This window comes from Roseateles sp. DB2, from assembly GCF_051857535.1.
GTDB lineage: Bacteria > Pseudomonadota > Gammaproteobacteria > Burkholderiales > Burkholderiaceae_C > Roseateles_B.
On sequence record NZ_JBPZGY010000003.1, the window covers coordinates 277,763 to 304,417 of the forward strand.

The 26,655-nt window shown below is 67.6% G+C and carries 17 protein-coding genes and 1 other RNA gene; 9 read left to right on the forward strand and 9 right to left on the reverse strand.

Features of this window, described 5'->3' with window-relative positions:
- Positions 1–165: 165 nt before the first annotated feature.
- The 6 genes from rpoD to argA form a co-directional block, all read right to left on the reverse strand.
- Positions 166–2,400, reverse strand: a complete 2,235-nt coding sequence (gene rpoD, locus ACS5PK_RS06295) for an RNA polymerase sigma factor RpoD (RefSeq protein WP_439439383.1) — start codon at positions 2,398–2,400, stop codon at positions 166–168.
- Positions 2,401–2,806: 406 nt separating this feature from the next.
- Entirely contained in the window at positions 2,807–4,804 is a 1,998-nt protein-coding gene (dnaG, locus tag ACS5PK_RS06300; RefSeq protein WP_439439384.1) for a DNA primase, read from the reverse strand.
- A gap of 40 nt (positions 4,805–4,844) precedes the next feature.
- Positions 4,845–7,886: a putative bifunctional diguanylate cyclase/phosphodiesterase gene (locus tag ACS5PK_RS06305; RefSeq protein WP_439439385.1), complete on the reverse strand. Its 3,042-nt coding sequence runs from the start codon at positions 7,884–7,886 to the stop codon at positions 4,845–4,847.
- 276 nt (positions 7,887–8,162) lie between these two features.
- Complete coding sequence (locus ACS5PK_RS06310) at positions 8,163–8,462, reverse strand: H-NS histone family protein (RefSeq protein ID WP_439439386.1); 300 nt, start codon at positions 8,460–8,462, stop codon at positions 8,163–8,165.
- 242 nt (positions 8,463–8,704) lie between these two features.
- A complete protein-coding gene (locus ACS5PK_RS06315; RefSeq protein ID WP_183102724.1) occupies positions 8,705–8,977 on the reverse strand; it encodes an oxidative damage protection protein in 273 nt (90 codons plus the stop codon).
- 106 nt (positions 8,978–9,083) lie between these two features.
- Positions 9,084–10,421 carry an amino-acid N-acetyltransferase gene (argA, locus tag ACS5PK_RS06320; RefSeq protein WP_439439387.1) on the reverse strand — a complete coding sequence of 446 codons (1,338 nt, stop codon included), beginning with the start codon at positions 10,419–10,421 and terminating at the stop codon, positions 9,084–9,086.
- Between the two features lie 128 nt (positions 10,422–10,549).
- On the opposite strand from argA, the gene ACS5PK_RS06325 reads away from it, so the two are divergent.
- From ACS5PK_RS06325 to ACS5PK_RS06340, 4 genes are all read left to right on the forward strand, one after another.
- Positions 10,550–10,939, forward strand: a complete 390-nt coding sequence (locus ACS5PK_RS06325; RefSeq protein ID WP_439439388.1) for a VOC family protein — start codon at positions 10,550–10,552, stop codon at positions 10,937–10,939.
- A gap of 417 nt (positions 10,940–11,356) precedes the next feature.
- Positions 11,357–15,166: an ATP-dependent RNA helicase HrpA gene (hrpA, locus tag ACS5PK_RS06330; RefSeq protein ID WP_439439596.1), complete on the forward strand. Its 3,810-nt coding sequence runs from the start codon at positions 11,357–11,359 to the stop codon at positions 15,164–15,166.
- 182 nt (positions 15,167–15,348) lie between these two features.
- Positions 15,349–17,256: a serine/threonine protein kinase gene (locus ACS5PK_RS06335; protein WP_439439389.1), complete on the forward strand. Its 1,908-nt coding sequence runs from the start codon at positions 15,349–15,351 to the stop codon at positions 17,254–17,256.
- 38 nt (positions 17,257–17,294) lie between these two features.
- Positions 17,295–19,706: a protein kinase domain-containing protein gene (locus tag ACS5PK_RS06340; RefSeq protein WP_439439390.1), complete on the forward strand. Its 2,412-nt coding sequence runs from the start codon at positions 17,295–17,297 to the stop codon at positions 19,704–19,706.
- A gap of 109 nt (positions 19,707–19,815) precedes the next feature.
- Here the strand turns inward: ACS5PK_RS06340 and ffs are convergent.
- Positions 19,816–19,913: signal recognition particle sRNA small type (gene ffs, locus ACS5PK_RS06345), an RNA gene on the reverse strand.
- A 320-nt stretch (positions 19,914–20,233) separates the two neighbouring features.
- Between ffs and ACS5PK_RS06350 the strand changes: the two genes are divergently transcribed.
- Positions 20,234–20,668, forward strand: coding sequence for a hypothetical protein (locus ACS5PK_RS06350; protein WP_439439391.1), 435 nt, complete (start codon positions 20,234–20,236; stop codon positions 20,666–20,668).
- 467 nt (positions 20,669–21,135) lie between these two features.
- Here ACS5PK_RS06350 and ACS5PK_RS06355 read toward each other — a convergent pair whose 3' ends face one another.
- Complete coding sequence (locus tag ACS5PK_RS06355; RefSeq protein WP_439439392.1) at positions 21,136–21,513, reverse strand: SirB2 family protein; 378 nt, start codon at positions 21,511–21,513, stop codon at positions 21,136–21,138.
- Positions 21,514–21,649: 136 nt separating this feature from the next.
- Positions 21,650–22,774 (reverse strand): AIR synthase-related protein, encoded by a 1,125-nt coding sequence (locus ACS5PK_RS06360; RefSeq protein WP_439439393.1) that lies wholly within the window; start codon positions 22,772–22,774, stop codon positions 21,650–21,652.
- Between the two features lie 79 nt (positions 22,775–22,853).
- On the opposite strand from ACS5PK_RS06360, the gene dnaX reads away from it, so the two are divergent.
- The 4 genes from dnaX to ACS5PK_RS06380 all read left to right on the forward strand — a co-directional run bounded on the left by dnaX (position 22,854) and on the right by ACS5PK_RS06380 (position 26,645).
- Positions 22,854–25,049 carry a DNA polymerase III subunit gamma/tau gene (gene dnaX, locus ACS5PK_RS06365; RefSeq protein WP_439439394.1) on the forward strand — a complete coding sequence of 732 codons (2,196 nt, stop codon included), beginning with the start codon at positions 22,854–22,856 and terminating at the stop codon, positions 25,047–25,049.
- A gap of 60 nt (positions 25,050–25,109) precedes the next feature.
- Positions 25,110–25,439 (forward strand): YbaB/EbfC family nucleoid-associated protein, encoded by a 330-nt coding sequence (locus ACS5PK_RS06370; RefSeq protein WP_439439597.1) that lies wholly within the window; start codon positions 25,110–25,112, stop codon positions 25,437–25,439.
- Between the two features lie 132 nt (positions 25,440–25,571).
- Positions 25,572–26,195 carry a recombination mediator RecR gene (recR, locus tag ACS5PK_RS06375; protein WP_439439395.1) on the forward strand — a complete coding sequence of 208 codons (624 nt, stop codon included), beginning with the start codon at positions 25,572–25,574 and terminating at the stop codon, positions 26,193–26,195.
- A gap of 57 nt (positions 26,196–26,252) precedes the next feature.
- On the forward strand, positions 26,253–26,645 hold the full coding sequence (locus ACS5PK_RS06380; RefSeq protein WP_439439396.1) for an MAPEG family protein: 393 nt from the start codon (positions 26,253–26,255) through the stop codon (positions 26,643–26,645).
- The last annotated feature ends 10 nt before the right edge of the window (positions 26,646–26,655 follow it).

The window sequence follows — 26,655 nt, forward strand, 5'->3', positions numbered from 1 at the left end:
GCTGGCGCGAGCTGCGGTTGCCGCTGCGAGGCATCTGGCAGAGCGGCAGTGCTGCCACTGGTTTGTGCCATGCCTCGCTGGCGCGAGCCATGGCGCAAACTGCGGTTGCCGCTGCGCGGCATCTTGCGGCGCCCAGGCGCCGCAAGACACGTCCCTGGCCAAGCTTTACAGGTTGTCCAGGTACGTGCGCAGCTTGTCACTGCGGCTCGGATGCTTCAGCTTGCGGATGGCCTTGGCCTCGATCTGACGGATCCGCTCACGGGTGACGTCGAACTGCTTGCCGACTTCCTCCAGCGTGTGGTCCGTGCTCATCTCGATGCCGAAGCGCATGCGCAGCACCTTGGCCTCGCGCGGGGTCAGGCTGTCAAGGATGTCCTTCACCACGTCACGCAGGCCGGCCTGCATGGCGGCCTCGATGGGCGCGGTGTTGTTGGTGTCCTCGATGAAGTCGCCCAGGTGGCTGTCGTCGTCGTCCCCGATCGGCGTTTCCATGGAGATCGGCTCCTTGGCGATCTTCATGATCTTGCGGATCTTGTCCTCGGGGATCTCCATCTTCTCGGCCAGGGTCGGGGCGTCCGGCTCGTAGCCGAACTCCTGCAGGTGCTGACGCGAGATGCGGTTCATCTTGTTGATCGTCTCGATCATGTGAACCGGGATGCGGATGGTGCGGGCCTGGTCGGCGATCGAGCGCGTGATGGCCTGGCGGATCCACCAGGTGGCGTAGGTCGAGAACTTGTAGCCGCGGCGGTACTCGAACTTGTCCACCGCCTTCATCAGGCCGATATTGCCTTCCTGGATCAGGTCCAGGAACTGCAGGCCGCGGTTGGTGTACTTCTTCGCGATGGAGATCACCAGGCGCAGGTTGGCCTCGATCATCTCCTTCTTGGCGTCCCGCGAGGCCTTCTCGCCCTCGTTCATGCGCTTGTTGATCTCCTTGAGATCGTCCAGCGGCACGACGGCCTTGGCCTGGATGTCGATGAGCTTCTGCTGCAGCTCCTGCACGGCGGGCAGGTTGCGGCCCAGCACGGCGGAGTAGGGCTTGGCGGCGGCGACTTCCTTCTCGGCCCACTGCAGGTTCAGTGCGTTGGGCGGGAAGGTCTTGATGAAGTGCTCCTGCGACATGCCGCACTTGTCCACCACGATCTTGCGCAGCTCGCGCTCATAGCGACGCACATCGTCCACCTGTGAGCGCAGGATGTCGCACAGGCGCTCGATGGTCTTGACGGTGAAGCGGATGGTCATCAGCTCGGCGCTGATGGCGTGCTGGGCCTTGTCATAGGCGGCGGAGCGGTAGCCGTCCTTCTCGAAGGCCTTGCGCATCTTCTCGAAGTTGCTGTCCAGGGCGTCGAACTTGACCAGGGCGGCGTTCTTCAGCTCTTCCAGCTTCTTGGTCAGGGCCTTGGAGCCGCCGTTGCCGTCGTCGTCATCGTCTTCGTCGAACTCGTCGAAGTCTTCCTCGGCCACGTAGTCGTCGGCCTCGTCCTCGGCCACGAAGCCGTCGACCACCTCGGAGATCTGCTGCTCGCCGGCGCGGATCTTGGCGGCCATGGAGAGGATCTCTGCGATGGTCGTCGGCGAGGCGGAGATGGCCAGCATCATGGCCTGCAGGCCGCCTTCGATGCGCTTGGCGATTTCGATCTCGCCCTCACGGGTCAGCAGCTCGACGGTGCCCATCTCGCGCATGTACATGCGCACCGGGTCGGTCGTGCGGCCGAATTCGGAGTCCACGGTGGACAGCGCGGCTTCCGCAGCTTCCTCGGCTTCTTCCTCGGTGGCTGTGGGCGAGGTGCTGCCCTGGATCAGCAGGGTGGCGGCGTCAGGCGCCTGCTCGTAGACCGCGATGCCCATGTCGTTCAGCATGGACACGATGGCCTCGAGGATTTCCTCGTTGATCAGCTTCTCGGGCAGGTGATCGTTGATTTCCTGATGCGTCAGGAAACCACGGGTCTTGCCCATCTTGATCAGGGTCTTCAGCTCCTGGCGGCGCTTGGCGACTTCCTCTTCGGTCAGCGCGGTCTCGTCCAGGCCGAACTCACGCATCAGGGCGCGCTCCTTGGCGCGGCTGACCTTCATGCGCAGGGGCTTGGCCTTGGGCTTGTCCTCGACGCTGTCCTCGACCTCGACTTCGGCACTGATCTCGCCCTCGGGTTCGCCTTCGAGCTCGGCCTCGATGTCGGAGAAGTCCTCTTCCTCGGCCTCGGGCTTGGCCTTGGCACCCTTCTTGGTCTCGGTGGCTGCCTTGGGCTTGCGACCCCGCTTGGGCTTGGCTTCATCACCAGCGCTGGCGGCCGCAGGCGCAGCCGCTGCCTTGGCGCTCTTGCGCGCAGGCTTCTTGGTGTCTTCGGCCAGTTCCTCGGCCTTGGGGGCGGTTGCCTTGGACGCGGTCTTCTTGGCGGTCATGCAGTTCCTCGAGTGGAGTGGGTGCGCAATGCAAGCGGCCACCTGCGAGCGCCTGCTGTCAGGCGCCGCCCAGGCGGCACAAACATGGGCCCCGGTTCTACCCAGATGGTGGCGTGAGCCAGCCATTCAAGGCGAGTGCCAGGGCTTTGCGCGTACAAGGCTAGCGTGTACGTTGGAGAGTGCAGCCCTCAAGCGGATAAAGGTGGCCTTGATACCTTCATTTGGTGCCCAGGGTCAGTGGGTGGCCGGGTCCGGGAGGCGCTGCCGTCACTCTTGACGCGCGAAAACCCTTAATTATCCATCAAGAACGGGTGCTTTTCAAAGAGAGGGCCCTGAGGACTTGCCCGGGGCGGCACTTTGCCCGCCCGCGGCAGCCCGGGGCGGCACTTTGCCCGCCCGCGGCAGATCAGTCCGCCTTGAGTTCCTGGATGCGCTGGCGCAGGCTTCGCAGTTGCTCCAGCACTGACGGCGTCACTGGGCCGGCACTCAGCTGGCGGGACTCCTCCTCCAGCCGCGAGATCCACAGCTTGCGCAGCAGGCGCTGGAAGTCCTCCAGCTGCAGTTCGTCGTCGCTGGCATGCAGGCGACCGCCGCTGGCGCGCTGCGCCAGCTCCAGCAGGCCGTCCTCTTCCAGGGCCGCCTGGAGCACGGACCAGGGGCCTGGCCCATGGTTGACCAGATAGCGCTCCAGCCAGGCCACCACCTCGCCATGCTCGCCCGGCAGCTCATGCAGCAACTGGTGGTCCTGGTCGCTCAGCAACTCCCACCAGGCGCAGTGCAGCAGCAGCATGCGCAGGGCGTGGTCGCGCGGCGAGGCGGGCTGGTGGCGGGGCAGGCCGTAGGTTTCGTCCTGCTCGCGCTTCTTCCATTCCTTCCAGTCCTTGCGATCCGAGCGCCAGGGCTTCTTCTCGCCACCGCTGGCCTTGCGGGCGGGCGGGCTGCCGGCAGGCGCTGCGCCTGCATCAGGCAACTCGCCCTGGCCGGACTGGACATAGGCCAGCTCATCCAGGTCAGGCGGGGGGCCGTCCCAAGGTGCGTCGTCGGAGGCTGGGCTGCTGCGGCGCTCTTGCCGGGCGGCCGGGCGACGGCCTTCCGTGGCCTGCCACAGGTCCATCAGCTCCTGGTCCGGCAGTTGCGCCATGCGGGCCAGCTCGCCCAGCAGTTGGCGCTTGAGCAGGCCTTGGGGGAGCTGCTGCCACAGCGGCTTGGCGTTGGCCAGCAAGCGGGCGCGGCCTTCGGCGCTGCCCAGGTCCAGGCCGTCGCCGCAGTGGTCGACCAACTGGCGTGACAGCGGGATGGCGCGCTCCACGCAGCGCTCGAAGGCCTCGCTGCCCAGTTCGCGAACATAGGAATCGGGGTCATGCTCGCTGGGCAGGAAGAGGAACTTGATGCTGCGAGTGTCTGTGGCGTGGGGCAGGGCGGCCTCCAGCGCGCGGCCAGCGGCGCGGCGTCCCGCGGCATCGCCATCGAAGCTGAAGATCACGGACTCGGTGAAGCGGAACAGCTTGTGGACATGGTCCGCCGTGCAGGCCGTGCCCAGCGTGGCCACGGCATTGTTGAAGCCGTGCTGGGCAAGGGCCACCACGTCCATATAGCCCTCGACCACCAGGGCGTAGCCTCGCTGGCGCAGGCCCGTGCGGCCCTCGTAGAGGCCGTAGAGTTCGCGCCCCTTGCTGAATACCGGCGTCTCGGGTGAGTTGAGGTACTTGGGCTCGCCCTTGTCCAGCACCCGGCCTCCAAAGCCGATGACCTCCCCCTGAACGCTGCGGATGGGGAACATGATCCGGTCGCGGAAGCGGTCGTAGCGGCGCTGCTCCTCGGCGCTCTTGCCCGGATCGTCCTGGAGGATCACCAGGCCGGATTCGACCAGCAGCGGGTCGTCATAAGCGGGGAAGGCGCTGGCCAGGGCACGCCAGCCGTCGGGGGCATAGCCCAGGCCGAAATGAGCGGCGATGGTGCCTGTCAGGCCGCGCCGCTTGAGGTAGTCGACAGCTCTGGCGTTGCCCTTGAGCTGCTTTCGGTAGTGCTCCGTCGCCTTGGCCAGCACATCGGTGAGGCTCAGCTGGTGAGCCTTCTGCGCCTGGGCGCGCTGGATCTCTGCAGGGCTGCGCTCGTCCTGTGGCACTTGCATGCCCACCTGCTGGGCGAGGTCCTCGACGGCCTCGATGAAGCCTGCGCCGGTATGCTCCATCAGGAAGCCGATGGCGTTGCCGTGCACGCCGCAGCCGAAGCAGTGGTAAGTCTGGCGGCTGGGGCTGACGATGAAGCTGGGAGACTTCTCCCCGTGGAAAGGGCACAGGCCCTTGTGGTTGATGCCTGCCTTCTTGAGCTCGACGTGGCGGCCCACGATGTCGACGATGTCGACGCGTGCGAGCAGGTCCTGGATAAAGCCGGGTGGAATCACCGCGGCAGTCTATCGGAAAGCAGGGGTGTACCGCCCGGCCCTAGCCCTGGCTGGCTCCGGCGAACTCGCCCAGGGGTGTTGGCACGCCGATGCGGCCGTCGTAGTCCGGCGAGCGTTCGAAGGCCTGCACCCAGAGGGGCACCAGCTCCGCCGGCATTGCACTGGCGATGCCATGGCCCTGGCCCTGCTCACAGCCCAGGGCCAGCAAGGCCTGGGCATGGGCGGATGACTCCACGCCTTCCGCAATCACGTCACAGCCGAAGGTGCGCGCCAGGCCGATCACCCCCTCGACGAGGGCCCGGTCGTGGGCATCGCTGAGCATCTGCTGGACGAAGGAACGATCGATCTTCAGCAGGTCCACAGGCAGCTGCTTGAGGTAGCTGAGGTTGGAGTAGCCGGTGCCAAAGTCATCCAGCGCGAACTGCACGCCCAGGCCGCGGCAGTGCTGGATCAGGCGCTGGGTTGCTGCCACGTCGGCCAGCGCCGCAGACTCCAGCACCTCCAGCATCAGCAGACGGGCCAGGCCGGGGCGGTGGCGTGCGAGCAGCTCGTCCAGGCGCTGCGCGAAGTCCGGCGACTGCAGGTGCCGCGCCGTGACGTTGACCGCCACTCGCAGCGGGCGGCCGTCGGCAGCCCATTGCTCGGCCTGCTTCAAGGCCTGCTCGATGACCCAGTCCCCAATGCGTACGCCCAGCCCGGTATGCTCGACCAGGGGCAGGAAATGGCCCGGCAGCAGCAGGCCGCGCTCGGGGTCGTGCCAGCGCAGCAGCGCTTCCATGCCGAGGACCTTGCCACGGCGCAGGTCCACCTTGGGCTGGAAGTGCAGCTGCAGCTCGCCCAGGTCCAGCGCTTCTTGCATGCGGCCGAGGGCCAGTACCTTGGCCTCGCTGCGCTGGCGCTTGTCGGTGTCGAAGAGCTCGAAGCCGTCCCGGCCGGAGCGCTTGACCCGATACAGGGCATGGGCAGCGTGTCGCATCAGGGTCTCGGTGTCCGAAGCGTCCTGTGGAAACAGCGTTGCACCCAGGCTGGCCGTGAGGTGCAGGGGGCTGCCAGGGGCGATGTCGTAGAGCGGTGCGCGCACCACGTCCAGCAGGCGGCCCAGCGCCAGCTTCGCCTCCTCTTCACTTCGGCAGCGCAGCACCAGGCCGAAACCATCGCCGCCGATGCGCGCCATCTGGTCGGTCCATCGCTCTGTGCGGCGCAGGCTGCTGCGCAGGCGGCGGGCCATCTCGACCAGGGTCTGATCGCCCGCCGTGCGGCCCTGACGCTCGTTGAGGGCGCTGAAGTGGTCCAGGTCCAGATTACAGACGCACAGCATGAATCCCTCGCGGCGTGCCAGCTCCAGCGCCTGGCCCAGCTGGGCGACGAAGCTGGTCTGGTTGGGCAGGCCGGTCAGGGCATCAAACTGGTTCTGGCGCAGCAGCAGGCTCTGCTGCCACTCTTCCTGCGTGCGGTCCTGCAGGGCGAAGACGTGGTAGCGCAGCAGGCCGTCGTCGTCATGGAGCAGGTTCAGGCGCACCTGCAGCACCTTGGTCTGCCCCAGGGCATTGCGCAGGCGCAGCGGGCCCTCCCAGCGTCCTTCCTGGGACAAGGCATCGGTCAGTGTGTCCGGCTGGATGCCGTTGTGCTGCAGCACCTCCGGATCCACCAACTGGCAGGGCGTGCCGATCAAGGACTCGCGGTCGTGGCCCAGGATGGCGCAGCTGCTGGGATTCATGTCCACGATGCGGTGCTGCGGGTCGCTCATCAGAATGCCCTCGTGCACGGTCTGGAACAGGTGGGCGCTGAGCTGCTCGCGCTCGCGGGCAACCTTGAGGCTGGTGATGTCGCGCAGGCTGGCCACCAGCAGGGAGGGGTGGCCGTAGGTGTCTCGTTCCATGACCTGCGCCTGCCAATGCAGCCAGCGCCAGTCGCCGGCAGGCCGCACGCGGAGCTCCAGGCTGGCGCTGCGGGCATCGCCCGCCTCACTTTGCAGCAAACACTCCTGAGCCTGGGCCAGACGAGGCCGGTCCAGCGGATGGGCATGCTCCAGCCACTGTTCAAGGTCTTTGCCTCCCCGGCTGCCGCTCAGGGCCTGCCAGCGCAAGCTGAGACGGGGCAGCTGTTCGCTGGCGCGCCAGACCATGAGCCCCAGCCCGCTGGCGTCAAACAGCGATTGCCATTGCTGCAGTTGCTGACGCTGCCGCGCCCGCATCAGCTGCACGATCATGGGCAGCATGGCTGCGGCCAGCAGCTCGCAGGCCATTTCCAGCGCGGCTTCTTCGCCATGCACCGCCCCATCAGGCCGTCCTCCGGCCTCGTGGTGGAGTCCGAGGCTGGTCGCCACGGCCAGGGCGGCGAGGCTGCTGATCCAGGGCGGGGCCTGCCAGGCCAGCAAGGTCAGCAGTACCAGCCACAGGGCAGGCAAGGGCGGCCAGTGCAGCAGCCAGCTGGAAGCCAGGCACAGAGTCAGGGCCAGGGCGGCCGCAATGGCGCCGGTGGAGGCTGGCTCACGTGGGCTGCCCGGGCGCGGGTAGAGGCTCAATACCAAAGGCAGGGTCAGCGTCATGGCCGTGCTGCTTGCCGCCCAGCGAAACAGCAGGGCCAGGCTGGCGTCACCGGGGTCGCTCTTCCAGGCAGTCCAGAGCTGCTCGAACCCTTCCATGCCGGGCATCCAGGGCAGCAGGCCGGCCAGGGGCGCAGCGATGCCCAGGCAAGCCACGAGGCTCAGCTCATGGTCCCGGCTCTCGTCCAGTGATTGCTTGAAGTTTTGCCTGCGGAGAAAGGCATGGGCTGCTGCTGCGGCCAGCAGGGCATTGCCGATCTGGCTGAGGGCTGCCATGGCAGTGTTGGCATGCAGTTGGAGCACCGCGAGCCCGCTGAGCCCCATCATCGGCAGCGTGATCCAGCGTCCGCGCAGCAGGCCGATCAGGAACAGACTGACCAGGCCGGCATGGGGCCAGGCATGGTCGACGGGCAAATGGAAGCGCTGCGAAAGCCGGATCAGCAGATAAAGCAGCACCCAGACCCCCGCCGCGACGGCAAGGCTTTGTGTGATGGGACTGCTGGCGTGGCGCGCCGGCCTGGCGTTGCGGACAGTCAAGCGAGGCTGACTCGGAAGTATGAAGCGCCCCACTGCGGGCGCATGGGGGGGAGCAGGCCATGCTAGCAGCAGGGTCTATGCCCCGGTCTAGCTGCCGGGCACTCAGGCAAGGGGCGGGATTGCACCGATGGCAGGCAGACGCAGGGGAGCGCCTTGCTGGGAGTGCAGCGGATGGCTTGTTCCTGCGCCTGGCTGACGTCCGGAATGAAAAAAGCGGCCGTAGCCGCTTTCAGATGAACTGTCTCCCGCCTGCGTGCAGTGCGGTCAGCCAGGCATTCAGACGTGGAAATCTTCCAGCTTGGCGCCGGCAGCGATGGCTGCCTTCAGCCACTTGGGCTGCAGGCCCCGACCACTCCAGCTTTCCCCGGTGGCCTGGTTGCGGTACTTGGCAGCCACCTTGCTGGCCGCCTTCACGGCCTTGGGCGGACGCGTGCCGAGATCCGCCACGGTCAGGCCGTAGTCGGCCATCAGCGAGCGAACCTTGGCGATGGCCTCGCTACGCTCCTTGTCCTTGGTTTCAGCGATTTGCTGATCCAGCGCGGCTCGTTGAGCCAGCAATTCCTTCAGTGAAGCCATTTTTCAACCCTCGCGCGGTACCGAGAACCAATTGTCTCTGCCGCGGATTGTAGATAAATATTCCCGTTTGCGTGTGCCGACGAATATGTTCCGGCCCGATTTGATTTTTTTGCAACGAGGCGACTGCATTCACGGGGAATCTGCGGCCCCCTATTTCTACGGCCATCAGGGAGCCAAGAAGGCGAAAAAAAGGCCAGGGGTACCTGGCCTGCAGTGCAGCGTGGGTGCGGGAGTATCCCGACTCAGGCCGAGGGCGGCACGTATCCGGCGGGCTGTTCTGCGCCGCCGCCGAAGAAGAATTGTTCCATCTGGCGGGCCAGATATTGGCGGGCACGCTGGTCGGCCAGATTGAGGCGGTTTTCGTTGACCAGCATGGTCTGGTGCTTCATCCAGAGCTGCCAGGCTTCCTTGCTGACGTTCTCGTAGATGCGCTTGCCCAGTTCGCCAGGGTAGGGCGCAAAGTCCAGGCCTTCGCCTTCCTTGTTCAGATAGGTGCATTGCACGGTGCGGGCCATGGTATTCCTCTTCGAAATCGGTGGGGTTGAATGCGATGCCGCACTGTAGCGTGTGGCAGAAAACCTGGGGAAACCAGGGTCGCAGGCGCGCTGGGCGCGGTGCGCCTCAGAGCTTCTTGACCAGAACCTGGGAGCGGCGATCCCAGTTGTATTTGCGTTTGCGCTCCTCCGGCAGCCAGTCGGGATCGACCTGTGCGAAGCCTCGCTTGATGAACCAGTGCATGGTGCGGGTGGTCAGCACGAAGATGCTGCTGAGGCCCATGGCTTTGGCGCGCTGTTCCACTCGCTTGAGGATGCGATCCCCGTCGCCCTGGCCTTGTACGGCAGGCGAGACGGTCAGGGCTGCCATTTCGGCGGTCTTGGCTTCCACATAGGGATAGAGGGCCGCACAGCCGAATATCACGCCATCGTGCTCGATCACGGAATAGAGCTCGATATCCCGCTCGATTTCCGTACGGTCGCGCTTGACCAGGGTGCCGTCACGCTCGAAGGGCTCGATCAGCGCAATGATGCCGCCGATGTCGTCGGACGTGGCCTCGCGCAGGCTTTCGAGTTTCTCGTCCACCACCATGGTGCCGATGCCGTCATGGGTGTAAACCTCTTGCAGCAGGGCGCCGTCCACAGAAAGCGGCAGTATGTGGGATCGTTCCACGCCGGCTTGGCAGGCCTTGACGCAATGCTGGAGGTAGAAATTCACGTCCAGCGGATCCGTGGGCGCGGGTTTGCCGGCCAGCATGCGAACAGCATCGGCCAGGGCCAGCTCGGTATCGATGGCGCTTTCGGGGTCATTGGGATTTTCCGGCACGCCGGCCACTTCACACACGAACAACAGTTTGTCCGCCTGCAGGGCAATGGCGGTGCTGGTCGCCACATCTTCCATGCTGAGATTGAAGGCTTCGCCTGTCGGGGAGAAACCGAATGGCGACAGCAGCACCACGGCGCCGGTATCCAGGGCTCGCTGGATGGCGGTGGCGTCCACCTTCCGGACCAGGCCGCTGTGTTGGAAATCTACGCCGTCGACGATACCCACTGGCCGCGCCGTCAGGAAATTGCCCGACACCACCCGAACGGCGGCATTGGCCATGGGGGTATTGGGCAGGCCTTGAGAAAATGCCGCCTCGATCTCGAAACGAAGTTGGCCGGCGGCCTCCTGGGCGCAGTCCAGGGCGATGGCGTCTGTCACCCGCATGCCGTGGCTGTAGCGCGAGGACTGGCCCTTGGCAGCCAGTTGCTCGTTCACCTGGGGGCGGAAGCCGTGCACCAGCACGATGTTGATGCCCATGGCGTGCATGATGGACAGATCCTGCACGAAGGCATTGAGCTTGCCTGCTGCCACCAGCTCCCCCGTCATGCCGATCACGAAGGTTTCACCGCGATAGGCGTGGATATAGGGCGCCACGGCGCGGAACCAGGGCACGAAGGTGTGGGGGAATACCAGACTCATGGGGCGCGATTGTGCCGCAGGCGCCGGCAGTTCGCGGGCCGGCGACCCTGCCGGCAGGCACTTGCGCACGGTCACGCATGGCAGGAGGATGGCCCTCCCCAGACTTCATCCCTGGCAGGAGATTGATCATGGACGTTTTCAATACCCCCGGTGCCTTCAGCTGGTCGGAACTGATGACCCAGGACCCCGCACGGGCGGCTGAGTTCTACGGCAGCCTCTTCGGCTGGAGCATCGAGGCCATGGACATGCCCATGGGCAAGTACTACGTGGCCAAAGTGGGCGAGGTGGCTGTGGGTGGCATGGCCAGTTGCCCCGAGGGCGCTCCCGCCATGCCACCGGCCTGGAGCTGCTACGTGACGGTAGCCGATGTGGACGACGCCGTCCGACGCTGCGAGGCCCTGGGCGGCAAGGTGCTGATGCCGGCCATGGACGTGCCGACGGTCGGGCGCATGGCCTGCATCCAGGACCCGCAGGGCGCTGCCATCAGCGTGATCAGCTACTTTCCCCGTGAGGGCTGACGAGCGGAGGCCTGTCTTTCTGGCGGCCCGGCGCGGGGCACGGATAATCCGCGCGCCGTGAATTCCAAGAAGACTCCCCCCTCCGCGCTCGCCGCGGCCTTTGCCGAGGCCGCGTCACGCCCTCCCGTCGAGCCGCCGACGCCTGCCGCCGCGCCTGCACGCCCCAGCCATCCAGCGCAGACGCCGCCTGCGGAGCCAGGGCCTGCTCATCCGCAGCGCAGGCCTTCACGGGCGGCGGGCACAGAGGCTGGCGGACATCGGCCGCGAGGGGGCGGTCCGCGGCCTTCGGGTGATCGTGGCGCCCGTGGGGGGGCGTCGGGTGACAGCGCCACCCCGGTCGCCAGGCCGGAGACGCGCAGCGCCCAACCGGACAAGCCGCGGGAGCGGCGCCCGCAGCGCGAGACGCCGGCCAACCCGCTGCCACCCATCACCTTCCCCGAGAGCCTGCCGGTCTCGGCGCGGCGCGAGGAAATCGCCCGGCTGATGAGCGAGCACCAGGTGATCATCGTCTGCGGCGAAACGGGCTCGGGCAAGACCACGCAACTGCCCAAGATCGCCCTGGCCCTGGGGCGCGGCCGGGCCAACGGCGGCGGGCTGATCGGCCACACGCAACCGCGGCGCATCGCAGCCTCCAGCGTGGCCAAGCGCATTGCCGAGGAGCTGAAAACGCCGCTGGGCGAGGTGGTGGGCTACAAGGTCCGTTTCCAGGACCGCCTGCAGCCCGGCGCCAGCGTCAAGCTGATGACGGACGGCATCCTGCTGGCCGAGACCCAGACCGACCCGCTGCTCAAGGCCTACGACACCCTCATCATCGACGAGGCCCACGAGCGCAGCCTCAACATCGATTTCCTGCTGGGCTATCTGCGCGAGATCCTGGCCCGGCGGCCCGAGCTGAAGGTGGTCGTGACCTCGGCCACCATCGATGCCGAGCGCTTTGCCGCGCACTTTGCCTCGGCCAAGGGGCCGGCGCCGGTGGTGATGGTCTCGGGCCGCACCTTCCCCGTCGAGCAGCGCTACCGGCCCTTCGAGGAGAGCCGCGAGTACGACCTCAACAACGCCATCTGCGACGGCGTGGACGAGCTGTGGCGCGAAGGCTCGGGCGATGTGCTCGTGTTCCTGCCCGGCGAGCGCGAGATCCGCGAGGCCGCCGAGGCCCTGCGCAAGCACCACCCGCCCGGCGTGGAGGTGCTGCCCCTTTTCGCACGGCTGTCGCAGCCGGAGCAGGACCGCGTCTTCGAGACCGGCGGTGCGCCGCGCATCGTGCTGGCCACCAATGTGGCCGAGACCTCGCTGACGGTGCCGGGCATCCGCTACGTGATCGACGCCGGCACGGCCCGCGTCAAGCGCTACAGCTACCGCAACAAGGTCGAGCAGCTACAGATCGAGCCCGTCAGCCAGGCAGCGGCCAACCAGCGCGCCGGCCGCTGCGGCCGCGTGGCCAACGGCATCTGCATCCGGCTCTACGACGAGAAGGACTTTCTCGGCCGGCCGCGCTTCACCGACCCGGAAATCCTGCGCTCCTCCCTGGCCGGCGTGATCCTGCGCATGAAGGCCCTGCACTTGGGCACGGTGGAGGACTTCCCCTTCATCGAGCCGCCACCCCGCAAGGCCATCGCCGACGGCTACCAACTCCTCGCCGAGCTGGGCGCAGTGGACGAACGCAACGAGCTGACCGACATCGGCAAGGAGCTCTCGAAGCTGCCGCTGGACCCGCGCGTGGGCCGCATGATCCTGGAGGCCAGGCGCCGCGATGCGCTCTCCGAGGTGCTCATCATCGCCAGCGCCCTCAGCGGCCAGGATGTGCGCGACCGCCCCATGGAGCAACAACAGCAGGCGGACGAGAAGCACAAGAAGTTCGACGACGAGAAGTCGGAGTTCATGGGCTATCTCAAGCTCTGGAAATGGATCGAGGAGTCGCGCGGAGGGCAGGGCGAGCACAAGCTCTCCAACCGCCGCTACGAGCAGCTGCTGCGTGACAACTTCGTCAGCCCACGCCGCGTGCGTGAATGGCGGGACATCCACTCGCAGCTGCACACCGTGGTGGCCGAGCACGGCTGGCGCCTCAATGGCAGCCCGGCCACCTACGACCAGGTCCATCTGTCCATGCTGGCGGGCTTCCTGGGCAATATCGGTTGCAAGAGTGACGAGGACGAGTGGTACCTCGGCGCGCGCGGCATCAAGTTCTGGCGACATCCCGGCGCGCATCTGTCCAAGAAGCCGGGGCGCTGGATCGTGGCCGCCGAGCTGGTGGACACCACGCGCCTCTATGGTCGCGGGCTCGCCAACATCGACCTCAACTGGATCGCGCCCATGGCCGGCCACCTGCTCAAGACCCAGCTGCTGGAGCCGCACTGGGAGAAGAAGGCGGCCGAGGTGGTGGCGCTGGAGCGGGCCACGCTCTATGGCATCGTCATCTACAACAACCGCCGCGTGAACTTCGGCCGGGTGGATCCTGTGGCTGCGCGCGACATCTTCATCCGCGAGGCTCTGGTCAACGGCGAGTGGGACACCCGGCTGCCCTTCCTGAGCCACAACCAGAAGCAGATCGCCAAGGTCGAGGAGCTGGAGCACAAGTCGCGCCGTCAGGACGTGTTGGTGGACGAGGGCCTGATCTACGCCTACTACGACCAGCAGCTGCCGGCCGAGGTGTGCTCAGGCGCGAGCTTCGAGAAGTGGTATCGCGAGGCGAGCCGGGGCAATCCGCGCCTGCTGCACCTGAGCCGCGACGAGCTGATGCGTCACGAGGCCGCCGGCATCACCAGCAATGCCTTCCCCAAGATGCTTCGTCTGGGCGGCGTGGACTGCAAGACCGAGTACCTGCACCAGCCCGGCGATGCGCGCGACGGCGTGACCGTCACCGTGCCCATCTTCGCGCTCAACCAGGTCAACGAGGACCAGTGCGAGTGGCTGGTGCCGGGCATGCTGGAGGCCAAGGTCCTGGCTCTGCTCAAGAGTCTCTACCAGAAGCCCCGCGCTCGGCTCACCCCGCTGCCGGACTTCGTGGCCGAGTTCGTGGAACTCAATCCCTTCGCCCAGGGCAGCCTCATGGAGGTGCTGGTGAAGGCGGTGCGCGAGCGCAGCCAGATCGCCGTGCAGCGCAACGACTTCAAGCTGGAGCAGGTGCCGCCGCACCTCTTCATGAACTTCCGCGTGGTGGACGAGCACGGCCGCCAGCTGGGGCAGGGGCGCAACCTGGCCGGCCTGAAGGCCGAACTCGGCGCGCAGGCTCGTTCCGCGTTCCAAGCCCTGGCGGCCTTGAAGCTGCAGGGGCAGGCCACGCCTGAAGCTGCGCCCCCGCCCGCACCCATCAGCACCGCGGGTGGCGGCAGGGCACTGCGTGCCGAGGTCCGCATGCCCGCGCCCAAGCCGCAGCAGGCGGCCCAGGCCTACACCGCCTGGACCTTCGGCGAACTGCCCGAGCTGATGGAGATCCAGAAGGGCGGGCAGACGCTGATCGGCTTCCCGGCCCTGATCGACAAGGGTGCGCAGGTGGAGATCGAGGTCTTCGACGAGCCCGAGGTGGCGGCCGCGCGGCACCGCGCCGGTCTGCGCCGCCTCGTCGCCCTGCAGATCCGCGAGCCGCTGAAGTACCTGGAGAAGAACATCCCGGATCTCCAGAAGATGGCCGTGGCCTTCATGAGCCTGGGCACGGCCGAGGAACTGCGCGACCAGATCATCGACGTGGCCCTGGACCGCGCCTTCCTGGGCGACCCTCTGCCCACGGACGAGTTCAGCTTCAAGGCCCGCATCGAGGAGGGCCGCACACGGCTCAACCTCATCGCTCAGGAGGTGGCACGTCTGAGCGGCACGGTGCTGATCGAGTACCAGGCGGCATTGCGCAAGCTCAAGGACAGCAGGGCCCCCAAGGAGGTGGCCGAGGACATCCAGGCCCAGCTTCAGCGCCTGTGCGGCAAGCGCTTTGTGCTGCAGACTCCCTGGACCCAGCTGCAGCACTACCCGCGCTACCTGAAGGGCATCACCCTGCGGCTGGACAAGCTGAGGGCCGATGCCGCCCGGGACGCGAAGTGGATGGCCGAGTACCGACCGCTGGAGCAGCGCTGGCAGCGCCGGCTGAGCGAGCTCAAGGGGGCTGCAGATGCGCGCATGGATGATTTCCGCTGGCAGCTGGAAGAGTTGCGCGTCAGCCTTTTCGCGCAGGAACTTCGCACGCCCCAGCCGGTCAGCGTCAAGCGCCTGGAGAAGGTCTGGACGCAGCTGAGCCACTGAGCCAGGAAGCAGTCCCTGAGCCGAGGGCGTGAATTCGCCACGCCAGGGCCGAGAAGCTGAAAAAGCTGTCATGGCGGCACCAGTTCAGGCTATGCCCGGCTGGCGCTTCGCGCTCAAATAGAGCAAGTTGGGGGTCGGGCCGCTCGGGTCCCGGCCACATTACCTAGGTCCAGAGTCAGTCCGTGTCTTCTACGCCCGCCTCCACCGCCACTGCTGCACCGGCTGCACCCTTGCGACGTTTCGGCCGCTTCGAGTTGCGTGCCCTGCTCAGCAAGACGCCGCGCAGCCTGCTGTGGCTGGTGTTCGACCCCCGCAACGGCCAGGACCTGCTGCTGGCCATGCCCCGGGAAAAGCCCGCCAGTGCGCAAGCCCTGGTGCAGTGGAAGCGCATGGCTGACGCTGGCGCCCGCATCAGCCATCCCAACCTGGCCCATGTCGTCGAGCAGGGCGAGGTGGAACTGTGGCCCTACCTGGCCTATGACCGGGCCTTGGGCGAAACCTTGGAGGAGCGCCTGCGCCGCCAGCCCACGCCGCTGCCGCTGGACGTGGCCGCCTGGGTCTGCCAGCTGCTGGAGGGCCTGGCCTATGCCCACGAGGCCGGCCATGTGCACCGCGACCTTCAGCTGGCCCATGTGCTGATCAACGCCACGGACCAGATTCGCCTGTTGGGCCTGGAGGTGGCGCAGGACCCGGCTGGCCCGGCACAGGACTTCAACACGCAAAGCCGCAGCGCGGTTCGCGAGGCTGCCGAGCAGGACGTGCTGTGCGTGGGCCTGCTGCTGCATCGCCTGCTGAGCGGCAAGCCGGTCCTGGATCAGACCGACCTGCGCATGGTCCTGGACCTCATGCAGCCCCAGGGGCGTGAGCTGATCCGCCTGGGTTGGGAAACACCTCACCCGATTCCCGAGGCCCTGCGCGCCATCGCCAACCGTTCGACCGACCGCCAGGCCAGTCAGCGCTACCACCAGGCCCGCACCTTCTTGCGCGCCCTTGAAGGCTGGCGCACGGCGGCTGCTCATGACGAGGGCGGGCCCATCGCCCTGCTGATGGACAAGCTGCAGCGTTTTGGCCACCTGCCCGCGAGTTCGACCCGCCTGTCGCGCATCCTGGGCGCTGCCGGTCTCGAAGGGCAGCATGCGGCGGCCCTGTCCAGCCTGGTGCTGGACGACATGGCCCTGGCCCTCGAACTGCTGCGCCGCGTCAACAATGCGCTGAAGCAGAGCGGTGCCTCCAACAGCGGCACCATGCTCAATATGCAGCGTGCCGTGGCCATGATCGGATTGAACGGCCTGCAGGCGGCAGTGCGCTCGCTCAAGCCCTGGCCGGGCCCGCTGTCGGAACTGCAGGCCACGGTGATGCGCAGCCTGATGAGGCGGGTGCACCGCGCGGGCCTCATCGCGCAGAACCTGCGTCCGGCGGGCTACGACCCCGAGGTGATCTACCTGGTCTGCCTGCTGCAGAACCTGGGGCGCTTGCTGCTTCAGTACCACTTCCCGGACGACGCGCAGCAGATCCGCCAGCTGATGCTGCCACCCGAGCCCACGGAAGACAGGCCGCACCCCACGGGCATGGGAGAGCAAGCCGCGGCCTATGCCGTGCTGGGCTGCGACCTGGACGCGCTGGGCAGCGCCGTGGCGCGGTACTGGGGCCTGGACGAGGACGTGCAGCACATGATGCACCGGGCCTCGCCTGACGCGCCGGTGCGCCATGCCGGCCATGACACCGACATCATCCGGCTCACCTGCAGTTTCGCCAACGAACTGGTCGATGCCATGGTGCAGCCCGAAGGCCGCCGCAAGCAGGCGCTGGAGTTGGCCACGCGGCGCTACGCCCGGGTGCTGGGTCTGGGCTTGCGCGAGGTGATGGAGGCCCTGAAGCCAGAGACGGCGCGCAAGGAGGCGGCCGTCAGCCACGGCCCAGAGGCCGCGCGGGAAATTGGCTCGGCCAATCTCACCCTCACGGCCAATCTGGACATCCCTCCCCTCGTTCCCTCTGCACCGACCGACGGCGCACAGGCCTCCGCCCTGCGCAAGCGCCTCGCCGGGGCGGGCGAGGACGGCACGTCCAGCCCACTTCCTGAGCGGAGCTGATCCCCGCTCGCCGCAGCGCCGTCACTCAGCAGCCTTTCATGCCACCAAGCACCAGCCCCGACCAAGCACCGCAAATCGGACGATTCCGCGTGTTGCGTGAACTCGGGCGAGGTGCGCAAGCCACGGTCTGGCTGGCGCATGACCCGCGACTGGATCGAGACGTTGCCCTGAAGGTGCTGGCGCCCGCGGCGGACCCGGCGCTCATTGATGCCGGCCTGCATGAGGCGCGTGCGGTTGCCCGCCTCATGCATCCGCACATCGTGCCGGTCTTCGAGGCCGACCAGCAGGACGGCCAGGCCTATATGGTCTTCGAGTACGTGGCGGGCCTCACCCTCACGGAGAAGCTGCAGCGCAATCCGGTGATGAAGGCGCGCGAGGCGGTGGAGCTGATGCTGGGCGTGCTCGACGGCTTGATGGCCGCTCACGAGACCGGCGTGGTGCACCGCGACCTCAAGCCCAGCAACATCCTCGTCGATGCCAAGGGCCGGGCCCGCATCCTGGACTTCGGCATTGCCGACTGGACCAGCGACCCCGGCCATCGTCGCCGCGTGGTGGGCACGCCGGGCTATCTGTCGCCCGAGGCGGCACAGGGCTTTGCCCCCTCGCCGGCCATGGACGTCTTTGCCGTGGCTGTGATGCTGTCCGAGATGCTCAGTGGCCGCCGTCTCAATTACGACCCAGATCCCTGGAAGGCGGTGCGCCGCGTGGTCGATGAGGACCTGCAACTGCCCGAGGGCCTGGACCCGGACGTGGACGACGCACTGAGGGCCATCGTCCAGCGTGGCCTGGCCCGCGACCCGGCGCTGCGCTGGCCCTCGGCGCGCGCCCTGCATGACGCCCTGGCCGAGTGGCTGCATCCGCCAGTGATGAGCAGCAGCAGTCCGGCGGACAACGGCACCCTGGACTTCCTGATGCGGCGTATGCGCCATCGTTCGGACTTCCCGGCGATGTCTGAGTCCATGACGCGCATCCAGCGCATCACCTCGTCGGAGAACGAAAGTCTCAACAGCCTGTCCAACGAGATCCTCAAGGACGTGGCCCTGACCCACAAGCTGCTCCGCCTGGTCAATACAGTGCAATACACGCATGCCGGCGGGGGCAGCATCAGCACGGTGTCGCGTGCGGCGGCGCTGATCGGTTTTGCGGGCATCCGCAACCTGGCACTGTCCCTGATCCTTCTGGAGCGCATGGAGAACAAGGCACATGCGCGGGTGCTGCGCGAGGAGTTTCTGCGCTCGCTGATGGCAGCTTCGCTGGCGCGAGAGCTGTGCCCCTCGGAGCGAGAGAGCGAGGAAGCTTTTCTCGTTGGCATGCTGCAGAACCTGGGGCGGCTGCTGACCGAGTTCTACTTCCCCGAGGAGGCGCAGCAGATCCGGCGCTTCGTGCGGCCCGAGCGCGGGCAGGGGGCGGCGGCGGCGGCTCCCATCAGCGAGGCCGCGGCCTCGCAGCAGGTGCTGGGCCTCAGCTTCGAGCAACTGGGCCTGGGCGTGGCCCGCCAATGGGGGCTGCCTGATGCACTTCAGCGCGGGATGAGCCGACCGGAGGGGGAAGCCCCGCCGCGGCTGCTGGAGCAGGGCACCGAGCGCCTGCGTTGGCTGGCACGGGCCGCCAACGACGTGACGGATGTGATCCTGCACAGCGAGCCCACCGAAGCCCATGCCAAGGTGCGCCACATGGGGCAACGCTACGCGCGGGCGCTGGGCCTGAGCGCCGAACGCGTCGACCAGGCCACTGACCAAGCTCGGCAGCGATTGTCCCAGTTGGCTGACGCCATGGAGATCCGCCTGCCCAAGAGTTCGCAGGCCCAGCGTCTTCTGGCGCCGCTGGCGGCGGCGGACGACGACAGCCTGTCGCCGCTGGAACTGCACGCGACAGCTCTCTACGAGCCCACCCAGGTGCTGGCGCATGAGACCGCGCCGCGACCGCCTGCGGCTGAGGTGCTGGCGGCAGGGATCCACGATGTCACCAACGTCATGGTGGAGAACTTCAAGCTCAATGAAGTGTTGCGCATGATTCTGGAGACCATCTACCGCGGCCTGGGTTTCCGCCGCGTGGTGTTCTGCCTGCGTGACCCTCGCAGCAATGTGCTGACGGGCCGCTTCGGCCTGGGTGAACAGGTGGAGCAGGTGGTGTCGCTGTTCCGGGTGCCGCTGCAGGTGGCGGAGGGGCGGCAGGCCGATCTGTTCACCGCTGTTTGCCAGAAGGGGGCTGACACCCTGATTGCCGACGCCTCGCAGCCTCGCATCGCCGAGCGCCTGCCGGCCTGGTTCCAGGGCAGCGTGCATGGCGCCAGCTTCCTGATCCTGCCCCTGGTGATGAAGGGCAGCAGCTTTGCGATGATCTATGCAGACCGCGTCGAAGCCGGCAGCCTGACGCTGGACGAAAAGGAACTCTCCCTATTGCGCACCCTGCGCAACCAGGCCGTGATGGCCTTCAAGCAGGCGAGCTGAATGCGCGATCGGCGCAGGGCCGGGCATCAGGGGCCGGGCAACAAAAAACCCGGCCGAGGCCGGGTTTGCTGCATGAAGTCCGCCGGGGGCGGCATTCACTGGTGTTGGGGTTGACGAGCCTTACCCCCGGCACTGGTCACAACGGTTAGGGCTGCTTGGTTCCCCACCTGACCCGGTTGGCCGCGCTTCCATGCGAGGAGGCCCGTCAGCGCGCATTGTATGCGATTGCGCGGCCGCTCCAGGGAAAGCCCGGTGCGCTCCTGCACCGAGGGAGGCTTCCTGGCCGTGTGCGCAGGATTGCACAGACCCCTGACCTGCCCGTGTGCGTGGCGCACGAATGGACAAGCGGGGGCTTCCATTGCCGGGCGCGAGGTCTGTAGAATCCGGCCCGTGCTGAGACCTGCGTCTGGCACACCGCCGATTTACCAACTACTTGCGGGCGGTCAACAAGTACGGCTAAAGCGTTGCGGCTCCGATGATGCCCCGGGCCGGCAAACGCCGGTGATGAGGGCACTCGGAGTTTTTTCATGCACGGTCTCGCCGATTTCGATCGCCTTCTCAGCGGCCACGTCGCTTCCTCGCGCCACTGGCTGCGTCGACAGGCCGCTCCCGTCCTCCCGCCCCGCGTGCTGCGTGATCCGCAGGGACAGGTCGTCGGCCACTGGCAGGGCCAGCCCAGCCTGGTGGAGATCCTTGCCGCAGCCCATCGCCTGCAAGCTGGCGACTGGTGTGGTGCGCTGGCCGAGGAGGGCGCACAGCCCGCGCTGAATCCCGTCTGGCGCCTTGCGCTGTTCCGCGCGGACCGCCACGGCCAGCCCCGTCTGGGCCGCGACACCGGCCCGTTGTGGATCAGCCCACCGCTGTCCGCCCGTGCTGGCGAACGACCTGCCGAGCTGCTGCAGGCCCTGCGCCGCGCCGCTGTGCAGGCTCTGTGGACACAGGGCTGGCGGCTGTCAGCCTGAGGGCCGGGTCCTGTCCTGCCGCTCACGAGACCACGCCACCCGCCCGCCCCGTGCCATGACCTTTCCAGCGCATGCGCCCGCCCCGGCAGTTTCATAAAGCCTGCCGACCCCGCCAGCATTGATTGCGGCTCAACGCCGCAACCAATGCCACCCTCGGGGGGCAAGGGGCGCCAGCCCCAAAGGGCCGAGGGATGGACCACCCCGCGCCACAACCTTTCCAGCGCATGCGCCCGCCCCGGCAGTTTCATAAAGCCTGCCGACCCCGCCAGCATTGATTGCGGCTCAACGCCGCAACCAATGCCACCCTCGGGGGGCAAGGGGCGCCAGCCCCAAAGGGCCGAGCGCCGGGCCGCCCCAAGCCGGCCCCCTTGGCATTGCTTGCGGCCTCACGGCCGCAAGCAATGCCGTCCCCTCGGGGGACCGCCCAGGCCCGCCCGCGTCCAGCGGGGCGGGCCTGGGCGAGGGGCTCACATCCCCAGCCAAGCCGACCGCGTGATCGATGCGCCCATCATGTAGGCCAGCAGCAGCAGGGACAGCAGGTAGCCCAGCAGGCGGAACTCGCCGCGGCCCATGGCCCAGTGGGCGCAGGCCGTGTAGCCCACCAAGGCCAGCAGCTTGGCGGTGAGCCAGGTGTCGCGGGTGAGGGAGTAGCCGATAGAGCCCCAGAGGCTCAGGCCGCAGACCGTCAGCATGGTGTCCACGCCGAAGACCACAGCGCGCAGCCGCACGTCCATGGACCACTCGGCCCCGAACTGGAAGGCCAGGCCGCGCACCAGGAACAGCGCTACGCTGCACCAGGCCAGCAGGCTGTGAATGAACACCATCTGGCTGTAGAACCAGTCCATCTTGTCGTGTCTCCTCTCCTGGGGGAGCTTGTGCCGTTGGGCAAGGCGCTGTCAAGCCGGGCAGGCCAGGATCCAGCCATGAAAAAACCTGCCGAGGCAGCATGCCTGGGCAGGTCTTGGGCGGAACCGGTGGGGATCAGCGCAGCTGCAGGTCGTTGTCGCTGAAGCGGATGTCCAGGGGCTCGATCAGCAACTGCTTCTCGCCGTCCTCGAGCTGGCCCGCGACCCAGGCGTCGATGCCGCAGGCCTTGGAGATCTCGACCACCTTCGCGGCCTGGTCCGCCGGCACGAAGATGGCGAAGCCCGCGCCCATGTTCAGCGTGGAATAGGCCTCGCGGTCGTCCTGCTTGGCATGCTCCTGCATGAACTTCAGCACCGGCGTGACCGGCGGCACCGTGTGGATGCGATAGGTGAACTGGCCGGGGTGGCGCAGCAGCTTGCGCCAGCCGTGGCCCGTGATGTTGGCGCAGTAGTGCGGGATGATGCCAGCCTTGTAGAGGGCCTCGGTGACGGGCGAGTACAGCACCGTCGGGGCCAGCAGGGCCTCGCCATAGCTCAGGCCGGGGCTGATCTCGGTGAGGTAGCCCTGGGGCAGGCGCTCGACCAGCTTGCGGGCCAGGGACAGGCCGTTGGCATGGATGCCGCTGGAGGCCAGCAGCACGATGGCGTCGCCAGCGCCGAGCTTGTCGCCCACCGAGAGGCGTTCCTTGGGGTTGATCAGGCCGGTGCAGGAGGCGGCCAGGTCGATGCGGCCTTCCTCGACGATGCCGGCCAGCGCGGGTGTCTCGCCGCCGCCCCAGGCGACCTGGCAGGTGTCGCAGGCCTTCTTCCAGCCCTCGACCAGGGCCTGGGCGCGCAGCGTGTCACCGAACCAGTCCGAGCCGCCGGCGGCCCAGTAGGCCTGCACCACCAGGGGCGTGGCGCCCACGGTGATCAGGTCGTTGATGGCCATGGCGATGGTGTCCTGCGCGATGCCGGCGTAGAAACTCTTGCCGGTCAGCTTGGACATCTCGTCGGCCACCAGGGTCTTGGTGCCCAGGCATTCGACGATGGAGGCCAGGTAGAAGGGGCCCACGTCCACAACATAGGCCGACTCGCCGCGCGAGGCCTTCACCTCAGTGAAGCCATGGCCGCCCAGGTGAGCCGCGGTGGCCGCGGCGGCGCGCTGGGCGCTGATCTTCAGGGGGTCGATGAGGTCGTAGTTGACGCCGGCCTGTTCGTAGCTCAGCGTGTCGGGAGAGGAGGGGGCGTGCGTGCTCATGGGGCGGGATTATCGGTCATGGCCGGGACTTCCCCGAAGCGTCCGGCGGCAGGCCTGTCGCCCCGTAGAATCCGCCGCCATGAGCTACCAGGTTCTCGCCCGCAAGTACCGCCCCCACCGTTTCGAGGAACTGGTGGGCCAAGAGCACGTCGTGCAGGCGCTGGCCAATGCGCTCACGCAGCAGCGGTTGCATCATGCCTACCTCTTCACCGGGACCCGCGGCGTGGGCAAGACCACGGTTTCGCGCATCCTGGCCAAGAGCCTGAACTGCACCGGCGCGGACGGCCAGGGCGGCATCACGGCCCAGCCCTGCGGTGTGTGCCCTGCCTGCAGGGACATCGACGCCGGCCGCTTCGTGGACTATGTGGAGCTTGATGCCGCTTCCAACCGCGGAGTCGAGGAAATCTCCCAGCTGCTGGACCAGGCGGTCTACAAGCCGGTGGTGGGGCGCTTCAAGGTCTACATGATCGACGAAGTGCACATGCTCTCGAACACCGCCTTCAACGCGATGCTCAAGACGCTGGAGGAGCCGCCGGAGTACCTCAAGTTCGTGCTCGCCACCACCGACCCGCAGAAGGTGCCGGTCACCGTGCTGTCGCGCTGCCTGCAGTTCAATCTGCGCCCCATGGCGCCGCAGAACGTGCAGATGCACCTGGGCCGCGTGCTGGAGGCCGAGCAGGTGCCTGTGGATACAGGCTCCCTGCGCCTGCTGGCCCGCGCGGCGCGCGGCTCCATGCGGGATGCGCTCTCGCTGACCGACCAGGCCATCGCCTTCGGCTCGGGCTCGCTGAGCGAGGAGGGTGTGCGCCAGATGCTGGGTACGGTGGATCGCAGCCATGTGATTGCCATCCTCGATGCCCTGATCGCCGCGGACGGCCCGTCCGTGGTTGCCGCGGCGGACCGCCTGCGGGACCTGGGCCTTTCGGCCGCCGGCACCTTGGAGGATCTGGCGACGACCTTGCAGCAGATGGCCATCGCCCAGGCCGCGCCGGGCGCCCTGGATCCGCAGGACCCGGACAGCGCCGAGGCCCAGCGCCTGGCCGCTGCCTTGCCACCCGATGAGATCCAGCTGATGTACAGCATGGCCCTGCATGGCCGCCAGGAGCTGCCGCTGGCGCCGGATGAATATGCCGGTCTGGTGATGGTGCTGCTGCGCATGCTGGCGTTTCGCCCCAAGGGCGGCGCTGCGCTGAATGCGGGCGGGGCGGCGTCGGTTGCGGCCGGCATGGTGACGGCATCAGCAACTGCTGCCGCGCCCTTGCTGCGCCCTGCTGCCGCGGCGGCGATGGCCGTACCGGCGCGCATGCCTGCGCCCGCCACCACCCCCGCCACCATACCTGCGCAGGCCGCCGCTGCTGAACCTGCAGTGGCTGCGACGCCCCCCGTCGTGGACGATGCGCCCCCGGTGGCGCAAGACCTGACCCCTGTTGCGAGGGCTGATCTCGCCCCGGAGGCCCTGCAATCGGTGGCGGCGTCGCCTGCTGAACACGCCTTGCCGGCGGATGAGCCTGCTGCCATGCCTCCGGCCGCCACCGTGCTGCCTGACGCCGTCCCGGTGGAGCCGCCCGCCAATGCGGCCTCGCCGGCCGGCATGCCATCCCCAGCGTCGGTGCCGGCCGCTGTCCAGCCCGCGCCCTCGCTGCTGGCCCGCACGCGAGCGGGCGATGCCGTCTCTCCCAGCGCCCGGCTTCGCCCGCGCCCGGTGGTGCATGTGGAGTCGCCGGAGGCCGCGGGCGATGAGCCGCCGCCCTGGCTGGACGCTCCGCCGGCCGACGAGGAGGGGGCCGTCATGTCTGGCGATGCGGGCCTGGACCTTCCAGACCCTTCGCCGCGTAGCGACGGGGGCTATGCCTCGACCGCTGGCGCAACCATCGCCCTGCAAGGCACGCCTCTGGGGGAGCGCTGGGCCGCCATCATGAAGCAACTGGGCCTCACCGCCCTCCCGCGCGAACTGGGCATGCAGGCCGAGTGCCTGGCCATCGATGACAGCGTGCAGCCGCAGCAGTGGCGCTTCCGCGTGGAGCGTGACTCCCTGCGCCAGCCGGCGCTCAAAGACAAGCTGCAGGCCGCGCTGGCCGCGCACCTGCAAGCGGACGTGCGCATCGAGCTCGAAGCCGGCATTGCCACCGACTCCCCGGCCTTGCGCGACGCCACCGAGGCTCAGGCCCGTCAGCGCCGCGCCGAACAAATCATTCTTGAAGACCCGCTGGTCCGGGAACTGCTGGCGCAGTTCAAGACGGCGCGCATCGTGCCCGGGTCCATCAAGCCTCACTGAGCATCTGGGCGTCCGGCCCAGCCGCTCACTCCCCACACCGACTGAACGAATTAGGAGTAAATCATGTTGAAGGGACAACTCGCCGGCCTGATGAAGCAGGCCCAGGCCATGCAGGACAACCTCAAGAAGGCCCAGGATGAACTGGCCCTGGTCGAGGTGGAAGGCCAGTCCGGCGCCGGTCTGGTCAAGGTCGTCATGACCTGCAAGCACGACGTCAAGCGCGTCACCATCGATCCCAGCCTGCTGGCCGATGACAAGGACATGCTGGAGGACCTGGTGGCCGCCGCCTTCAACGACGCCGTGCGCCGCGCCGAGCAGGTGAGCACCGAGAAGATGGGCAAGCTCACCGCAGGGATGCCGCTGCCGCCGGGAATGAAGTTTCCGTTTTAAGGTCCCCTCCCTACGGGCTGCGCCCGCCCCCCAGGGGGCACATCCGTAGGACCGGCAGAGCCGGATCCTCGGATGTCGCTGGATGTGCAGGCATTGGCCCTTCGGGCCTCGCCTGTTCTATCGAGGAGGCCGATGCGCAGGGGCGGCGCAGTCGGATTCCCGGAAGTCACGTCATTGAACGCACTTGAGCAATTGATCGACGCGCTGCGATGCCTGCCGGGTGTGGGGCAGAAGTCAGCGCAGCGCATGGCCTACCACCTGCTGCAGCATGACCGGGCTGGCGCGACGCGCCTGTCTGAGGCCTTGCGGGCGGCAGGGGAGCGGGTGGGGCATTGTGAACGCTGCTACACCTTCAGCGAGGCCGCCCTGTGCGAAATCTGCCAGGACGAGGCGCGGGACGCCCGGCTGCTGGCCGTGGTGGAAACGCCAGCGGACCAGGCGGCGCTGGAGCGTACCGGATCCTATCGCGGCTATTACTTCGTGCTGCAGGGCCGGGTGAGCCCGCTGGACGGCATTGGCGGCCGAGAGATCGGCGTGAGCCAGTTGCTGGAACGGGTGCAGGACAGCGCGCTCGAGGAAGTCATCCTCGCCACCAGTTTCACCGCCGAAGGCGAGGCCACGGCTCATGTGCTGGCCCAGGCCCTGCGCTCGCGCGGGGTCAGGGCCACCCGCCTGGCACGCGGCGTGCCGGTGGGCAGCGAGCTGGAATACGTCGATCTGGGTACCATCGCGCACGCCCTGGTGGATCGTCGCTGATCGCCGCAGACCTGCTGCGGCACGCCAGGCCCCGCATCCGGCCTTGAAAGGCAAGACATGACCCTCGCCAATACCTGCATCATCATCGCAGCGCTGCTGCCCATTGTCTGCGCCGGTCTGGCCAAGTCCCGGGGCTTCGGAAAGCGGCGCCGCGACGGTGGCTATGACAACCACGACCCGCGTGCCTGGATGGCCGGCCTGCAGGGCTGGCAGGCACGGGCCAATGCCGCCCAGGCCAACAGCTTCGAGGCACTGCCGCTGTTCATCGCCGGTGTGCTGGCGGCCCAGCAGATGCAGGCGCCGCAGGATCGCATCGATCTGCTGGCGGCGGCCTTCATCGGGATTCGCCTGGCCTACATCGGCGTCTATCTGGCTGACCTGGCCACCCTGCGATCGCTGGTCTGGGCCCTGGGCCTGGCGTGCTCGATCGGGCTGTTCTTCCTGCGCTGATCGCCCTGCA